Below are 6,940 nucleotides of genomic sequence, written 5' to 3'. Positions count from 1 at the left end.
CGATCTGCTTGCGGCCTGAACCTGTGACGGGGCGTCGGACGTCTTCGTGTCCCTGATCGAAATTTGCGACGCAACCCTGCCAGGCCCCTTATTGTCTGACAGACTACCTGCGGGAGGGTTACATGGCAGGGCAGAGACGACACTAAGGCAGCAAGAAAAGTCATTCCGACGAGGTTGCGCTTGCGCCGCGACTGGTGCTAGGAACGTTCCATCGACAGGGGTGCTCCGTATCGCCGGGGCTGAGATGACGGTGCCAAATCGTCGGACCCTCAAGCTGATCTGGGTAATACCAGCGGAGCGAGCACACGATGTTTTCCGGCGCACAAGTCTCCCTTTATCCCATGACCGACGATTTCGTCGGCGTTATCCTCGGCGCGATCGGCGCGCTTGAACCCTACCGGCCGAACTTCCGTATCGAAACGGACGATCTCTCGACACTTCTCGTCGGTCCGCCCGACCAGCTCTTTCCGGCCATGCGCGAGCTTTTCATTTCCGCGGCCGGTCAAGGAGTGCACTGCGTTCTGGCCGCCACCGTCTCACGTGGGTGCCCGGGCGAACCGGACGATCCGATCTGCACGCCCGTGAACGACTCGCGCTATGGCCAGCCGCTCGCAGAGCGGATCACAGCCGCCCTCCAGCAGGTCGAGGCGGCCCGGAAGACAGGTCAGGTGGTCTCTGCCCAGTTCTCGCTCTATCCGCTCGGCAGCGGCCACCACATGGACGAGATCTACGGCTGCATCGAGTTCCTCAAGAACTCCGGCGTATTCGACCGGTCCAAGAACTTCTGCACCAAGCTGCGGGGTGATGCGGGTGCCGTGTTTGCCACTTTGAGCGAGGCCTTCCTGCGCTTTGGCGCGCCGCAGGGCCATGTTGCCCTCGACCTCAAGGTCTCGGCCAACAGCCCGACTGCCGCTTAAGCCATCATCCATCACCTCCACATCATGGAGATCATCATGTCCGGTTCGCGAGGTTGGACGCTGAGGGAGACCCTCATCGTCACCGTTCTCGGCGCAGTCTTTGCCGTCCTCTATTTGGGCTGGGTGCAGGTCTGGCTGATCGCCCAGGCAGTCTTCGGGCCGGTGACGATGGATGTGGTCATGGGCTTCTGGTTCATAGCGTCCATTGTGGCTGCCGCGATCATCCGCAAGCCAGGCGTCGCCTTCGCTGCGGAGGTTCTGACTGCAGCGGTGCAGATCCTGCTCGGCAGCCCGGCAGGCTTGCTGCTTCTGGTAACCGGTGCGGTTCAGGGTTCCGGCGCCGAGGCGGTCTTCGCCGCAACCCGATGGCGCAACTACTCCTTGCCGGTGCTGATGGCAGCCGGTGTCGGTGCCGCCATCTTATCCTTCATCTACACCTGGATCCGCTTCGACTACGGTGCCCTTCAACTCGGCATCCTGATTGCCATGTTCGTCCTGCGTTGCCTGAGCGGCGCCCTGTTGGGCGGGTGGCTCGGACACGTCATTGTGGAAGCGCTGTACAGGACCGGAGCGCTTGCCGGTCTGGCCATCGATCATGCGAAGCGATCCGTCATCGCCTAAAGCCGGCTTTGCTGCCGAATGGCATGAGGTGACGGTTCAGTATCCCTTTGCCAAGGGGCAGGCTGTCGGGCCAGTCAGCCTTACGGTCCAGCCGGGCGAGCGCGTTCTTCTGCTGGGCCCATCGGGCTCGGGCAAGTCCACGCTTTTGCTGACACTCACGGGCCTCGTGCCCAACAGCATCCCCGCGACGGTCAGCGGAGACATCCGCCTCTTCGGGGCGGATGTCGGGATGAGACAACCCTGGGCCTGGGCCGCGCAGGTGGCGCAGTATTTCCAGGACGCGGACCAGACGCTATGCGGGATGCGGGTTGAGGATGAGATTGCCTTTGCGCTGGAGAACCGCGCCCTGCCGCCCAAGCATATTGCGGACCGCGTCACGGCGGCGATGCGGCGGGTCGGGGTGCCGGAGAGCTGGCGCAGCTGTCCGACGTCAACATTGTCGGGAGGCGAACGGCAATTCGTCGCCCTGGCTGCGACGCTCGTGCAGAATGCACCCTTGTTTGTGGCCGACGAGCCGACGGCACATCTTGCACCGCAGGCAGCGGACCGCCTGCACGCGCTGCTGACCGAGCACGACCCTCATCGCAGTGTCCTCATTGTCGATCACCGGCTTGATGGTCTGATTCAGCACATCGACCGCATGGTGGTCCTCGGCAGAGACGGCAGCATCCTTGCCGAGGGGCGTCCACGCACCGTCTTCCGGGCCAAGCGGGATCTTCTGGCCTCTCAGGGCGTCTGGTGCCCGGTGGCGAGTGCCCTCGACGCGCGATTGGAGCAGGCGGGCATTGCTCCTCCGGTTGCGCCGCTGTCCGTCGACGAGGCCTTGGCGCATGTTGATCCTGGAACCACCTCCGGTGAGGACGTCGACAGAGCCATCCCGGCGGTCGAGGCGTTCGTGGCTGAGTACACGGTGCGAAGCCCTCATACTGCACCAGATACTCCGATCCTGGCGCGGCTTGTGACCGCCGAGTGCGCGCCGTTCCTCGGTCCAACGGTCCTGCGCAACATCGACCTTGCCATTCATCAAGGCGAGACCCTCGGAATTCTCGGAGCCAATGGGGCAGGCAAATCGACGCTCGGGCTTTGCCTGTCCGGCCTCCTGCCGCTGAAAGCGGGTAAAAGGATCGGCGCACCCGGCGGTTGTGCGTTCCAGCGGCCGGAAAACCAGTTCACCGCTGGGACGGTGCGTGACGAGATCCTGGATGCTCTTCCCAAACAGATCTCTACAAAGGACAAGGCCGAACATGTAGCAGGCACTTTGGCAGTGTGGGGGTTGTCCGGGTTCGAGACCCGCCACCCCTTCGAGTTGTCCCAGGGCCAAAAGCGAAGGCTCGCCCTTGCGACCCTCACCGTCTCCGACCGCTGGCCGCTGCTCGTGCTGGATGAGCCCATGGCGGGCCTCGATGCGCACGGTGTATCGACGCTCATGCGCGAGATCCAGGCATTGCAGGGGAGTGGGCATGCTATCGCTGTCATCACCCACGACATGGACCTCGCTTTGCGCCTATGCCCTCGCTCAATCGTCGTTGGTGAAGGCGGCATCCTGGCTGACGGTCCGACAGAGGAGCTGATGAGGGACCTGGCTCTCCTCCAGCGGGCCGGACTGGCGGAGCCATCCTGTGCCAGGGCACTGCAATGGTTGCAGCGGGTCGCCTCATGCTGAGGGCGCTCAATCCGCTCAGCAAGCTTCTCGTCTGCATCGTTGGACTGTTGGCATCCGTCCTTGTCTTCGATGCGCGCTTCCAGATGGCCCTGATCGTCGTGACAGGCTTCACGCTCATCGCTCTCAATCGCACGTCGCCGCTGCTTCTTCTGGTCTTGATGGTACCGTTCTGTCTGTTCGGCTTCGGGTTTCTGACCACCAGCCTGCTATTCCGGCAAGACAGCGATTTTGCCACACGCATGGCTGGTGAGGCCTTCCTGAGCTCGCCCGCGGTCTCAGCAGGCCTCACCCTGTTCCTGCGTGCCGTCGCCTGCGGAATGATCTCGGCTTTCTTTGCGCTGACTACTGATCCCGGTTCCTTCGTGCGCGCCCTGATGGTGCATGCCCGATTGCCGCCCCGGATTGGCTATTCTCTTTTTGCCGCGATGCTGCTTGTTCCGGATCTCGCATCGGAGGCGCAACAGATGCGGATCGCCCGCGCCATGAAGACGGGGCGCCGCATCCGGCGGGTGCCGGGACCGGGAGAGATCATCCACCTCGTCATCCCGATGCTTGCCTTCGCGATCCGCCGCGCCGGGCGAACGGCGGTCGCGCTCGAAGCGCGCGGCCTCTCGCCAGATGGGCCGCGGACGGTCATGAGCGCTCCCGGCTTCAACCGGTCAGATATGATTTTCATCGTTGTGGCACTTGGTATAGTTACTCTGTGCGGCGCTGCGGTCGTCTCCGACGTTGGATTGCGCTAAACACTGGCACTGCCTCTGGTGGGACATGGAGAGCCGGCATAACCCTGAGCTTGATGCGATCTCACCGGAAGTTGCCGAAGCAGTTCCGGCATTGCGTGGCCTGCGCCTGGAGCAAATCGCCATTCCGCTTGGAGGTCTGTCGAATTCCAACTACCGCCTAGAGTTGCCCGGTGGCTCTCTCGTTCTGCGGGTGCCAAGGCCGAACCCTGGATCGTTCCGCATTGACCGTGAGGAGGAGGTGAAAGCAGCATCCTTTGCCGGGATGGCCGGGATTGGAGCTTCCCTGCTCTATGCCAATCCTCAGGGTGTGATGCTGACCCGCTACATTGAGGGAGCAAGGCCCATGAGCATCGAAGCCTATCGGTCCAATCCAAGGTCGGTGCAGCGCACGGCTGATGTGGTTGCCCGCCTCCATCGGTCGGGCCACCGTTTAAAGCGACGCTTCAACCCTTTCCAGATCATCGACGACTACAGAGCTGAAGGCCAGCGGTTCTGTCATGACGTTCCTGTCCTGCCTTCGAAGCTGGAAGCCGCGTTGGAAGAAGCACGAGCACGTGTAACGGCTTCGTCTGTGCCGCTCGTCCCGAGTCACTGTGATCTGGTGCCGGAGAATTGTCTTGATACTGGATCACGCATGTTCCTCATTGATCGGGAATATGCCCGCGTGAACGATCCGGCGTAGGATCTGGCCTACTTGTGTGTCGAGGGCGCTTTCAACACGACCCAAGAACAGCAGTTGCTCGCGTCCTACGATGATGACACTGTGACGTATGGAAGGCTGCAGGTTTTCAAGCTGCTGGCCTGCACCTTGAATGCTTTCTGGGGCGCACTTCAGAAAAGCACGAACGTCTGCTCGTCTTTAGATGCATGGAGACATGAGCGGCTGGTAACAGCAACGCAATTGGCTGACGATTCACAATGGACGATGTGGCTCGCGGAGCTGAAATAGAACTCAGTATTTCTGACAAATGCCGACCGATACAGAGCCTCTCAGATCTCGGCTAAGAGGTTGCCGATCCATTCTCTCTAGGCGCTTAGTCAGAACTAAATCTTGCGTTGATCCGGCAGAGAGGCGAGGGTGGTCAGTTCGCTTTCGGAAACTGTCGGGTTCTGCCAGACGTTACCAGGGGGAGAGCCACTACTTGCTAGAAGTGCGCATGGACCGAGAACCAGCCCTGTCGCCTTCAGATATGGCGTCACAGGCCCTCAAGGGCCTGGATGCGCTCGCCGTCGCCAGACTGCTGGTCGAGATCGGGCAGCGGCTCGTGCTCGCAGGCGAGAACCCCTACAAGGCCCGCTCCTACACCCGGGCGGCCGAGAGCCTCCTGCTGCTCAGCGAGCCCCTTGAGGATGTCATCGCGACAGGACGACTTCAGGAGATCCCGGGCGTGGGCGCCGCCCTCTCGGAGACGATCCAACGACTGCACCGGGAGGGCCTCACGCCGCGCCTGGAGGCCCTGCGGGCCGAGGTGCCAGTGGGCGTGCTGGAACTGCTGGCGATCCCGAATCTGCGCCCACAGAAAGTTTTGAACCTCTACCGCAAGCTCGGGATCACAAGTGTCGATGAGCTCGAAGCGGCATGCCGACAGGACAGACTGAAGGCGGCGAAGGGATTCGGTCCAGCCTTTCAGGACAAGGTACTCACTGGCATCGGACTCATGCGGCGTTCGCACGGGCAGCGGCTCATCCATCGCGCCGGCGAGCACCTCAGCATCTTGGAAGCAAACCTCAGGCGGTCGCATCCCGAACTCACCCGCATCGTTCCCGCCGGTGACTTCCGGCGTGGCTCCGAGCTGGTTTCGGATCTCGCTCTTGTGGCCGAGACCCCAGCTCACGCAGGGATTGAGGTTGTCAACCTCACTGAGGGGGCCAAGGTGTGGCTGACGGACCGGCGGCGCTATGGTGTTGCGCTGGTGCTGGCGACAGGCTCGTCCGAGCACATCGATGAACTCCGATCTCTTGCCGAGCGCCGAGGCTTGCGTCTCGATGAGCGAGAGCTGTACCGCGGCGAGCACCTCGTCGACTGCGTGGACGAGAAGGACGTCTATGCGGCGCTGGATCTTCCCTTCATCGAACCCGAACTGCGGGAGGGCAGGGGAGAGATCGCCCTTGCTGCGGCGCGACGATTACCCGAACTCGTGGCCGATCAGGACATTCGGGGTCTTTTGCACTGCCACACCGACTTCTCGGACGGCAGCAACACGCTCGAGGAAATGGCCGAGGCGACGCGGGCCAAAGGCTATGAGTATTTCGGTGTCGCGGATCATTCGAAGACGGCCAGCTATGCCGGCGGGCACTCAGTCGAGAGGGTCGCCGACCAGCACAAACTCGCGGACGAATTGAATGCCCGCTACCAAGGCCGCTTCCGAATCTTAAAGGGGATCGAGTCTGACATCCTCGAAGACGGCTCGCTCGACTATCCGGACGAGGTGCTGGCGCGCTTCGACTTCGTCGTCGCGAGTGTGCACAGCCGCTTCAGGCTCGATGCCAAGACCCAAACCGAGCGGATTCTTCAGGCGGTGTCCAACCCGTTCACAACCATCCTCGGCCACATGACGGGCCGGCTGCTCCGCCGCCGGGAAGGCTATCAGATTGACATTGAGAAGGTCCTGGAGGCCTGCGCCAGGCACGGGGTAGCCGTTGAGATCAACGCCCATCCTCAGCGTCTGGATCTGGACTGGCGCTGGCATCAGCGAGCGCTCGACCTTGGGTGCATGTTCAGCATCAACCCGGACGCGCATAGTGCCAATGAGCTTGATCTCACCTCCTGGGGTGTAGTGATGGCCCGCAAGGGAGGCATTCCGCCGGACCGGGTGCTGAATTGCCTGGGTCGTGATGAACTCGTGAGATATCTCACCAAGCGGGCTACGCTGCAGGCGATGTCACATTAACTGACACCGGGCGCACCGAAAGCAAATCGGCCGCTTAACCAGCTCAATCAATGAGACCCGCCGCGGCTCTCCATTCTGCCATGGCGTTGATGCGATAGAGGTGGA

Annotated in this window: 6 protein-coding genes and 1 riboswitch; all 6 genes read left to right on the top strand. The window is 62.0% G+C overall.

The genetic code is table 11. From position 1 onward, the window contains the following. The first annotated feature begins 206 nt into the window (after window positions 1-206). Window positions 207-318: riboswitch (TPP riboswitch) on the top strand. The 6 genes from JKL45_RS28935 (at window position 309) to JKL45_RS28910 (ending at window position 6,835) form a co-directional block, all read left to right on the top strand. Continuing rightward, entirely contained in the window at window positions 309-917 is a 609-nt protein-coding gene (locus JKL45_RS28935) for a YkoF family thiamine/hydroxymethylpyrimidine-binding protein (protein ID WP_201865223.1), read from the top strand. It overlaps the preceding riboswitch by 10 nt. A gap of 36 nt (window positions 918-953) precedes the next feature. Further along, entirely contained in the window at window positions 954-1,538 is a 585-nt protein-coding gene (locus JKL45_RS28930) for an ECF transporter S component (RefSeq protein WP_201865222.1), read from the top strand. After that, entirely contained in the window at window positions 1,513-3,201 is a 1,689-nt protein-coding gene (locus JKL45_RS28925; RefSeq protein ID WP_201865221.1) for an ABC transporter ATP-binding protein, read from the top strand. Before JKL45_RS28930 ends, JKL45_RS28925 begins: the two co-directional genes overlap by 26 nt. Beyond that, on the top strand, window positions 3,174-3,944 hold the full coding sequence (locus JKL45_RS28920; protein WP_246499102.1) for an energy-coupling factor transporter transmembrane component T family protein: 771 nt from the start codon (window positions 3,174-3,176) through the stop codon (window positions 3,942-3,944). Before JKL45_RS28925 ends, JKL45_RS28920 begins: the two co-directional genes overlap by 28 nt. Window positions 3,945-3,969: 25 nt before the next feature. After that, a complete protein-coding gene (locus JKL45_RS28915; RefSeq protein ID WP_201865220.1) occupies window positions 3,970-4,626 on the top strand; it encodes a choline/ethanolamine kinase family protein in 657 nt (218 codons plus the stop codon). A 475-nt stretch (window positions 4,627-5,101) separates the two neighbouring features. Then, window positions 5,102-6,835 carry a DNA polymerase/3'-5' exonuclease PolX gene (locus JKL45_RS28910; protein ID WP_201865219.1) on the top strand — a complete coding sequence of 578 codons (1,734 nt, stop codon included), beginning with the start codon at window positions 5,102-5,104 and terminating at the stop codon, window positions 6,833-6,835. The last annotated feature ends 105 nt before the right edge of the window (window positions 6,836-6,940 follow it).

The organism is Microvirga soli, assembly GCF_016734765.1.
Taxonomy (GTDB): domain Bacteria; phylum Pseudomonadota; class Alphaproteobacteria; order Rhizobiales; family Beijerinckiaceae; genus Microvirga; species Microvirga soli.
The sequence above is the reverse complement of the archived record's forward strand: the minus strand, read 5'-3'. Positions and strand labels throughout refer to the sequence as shown.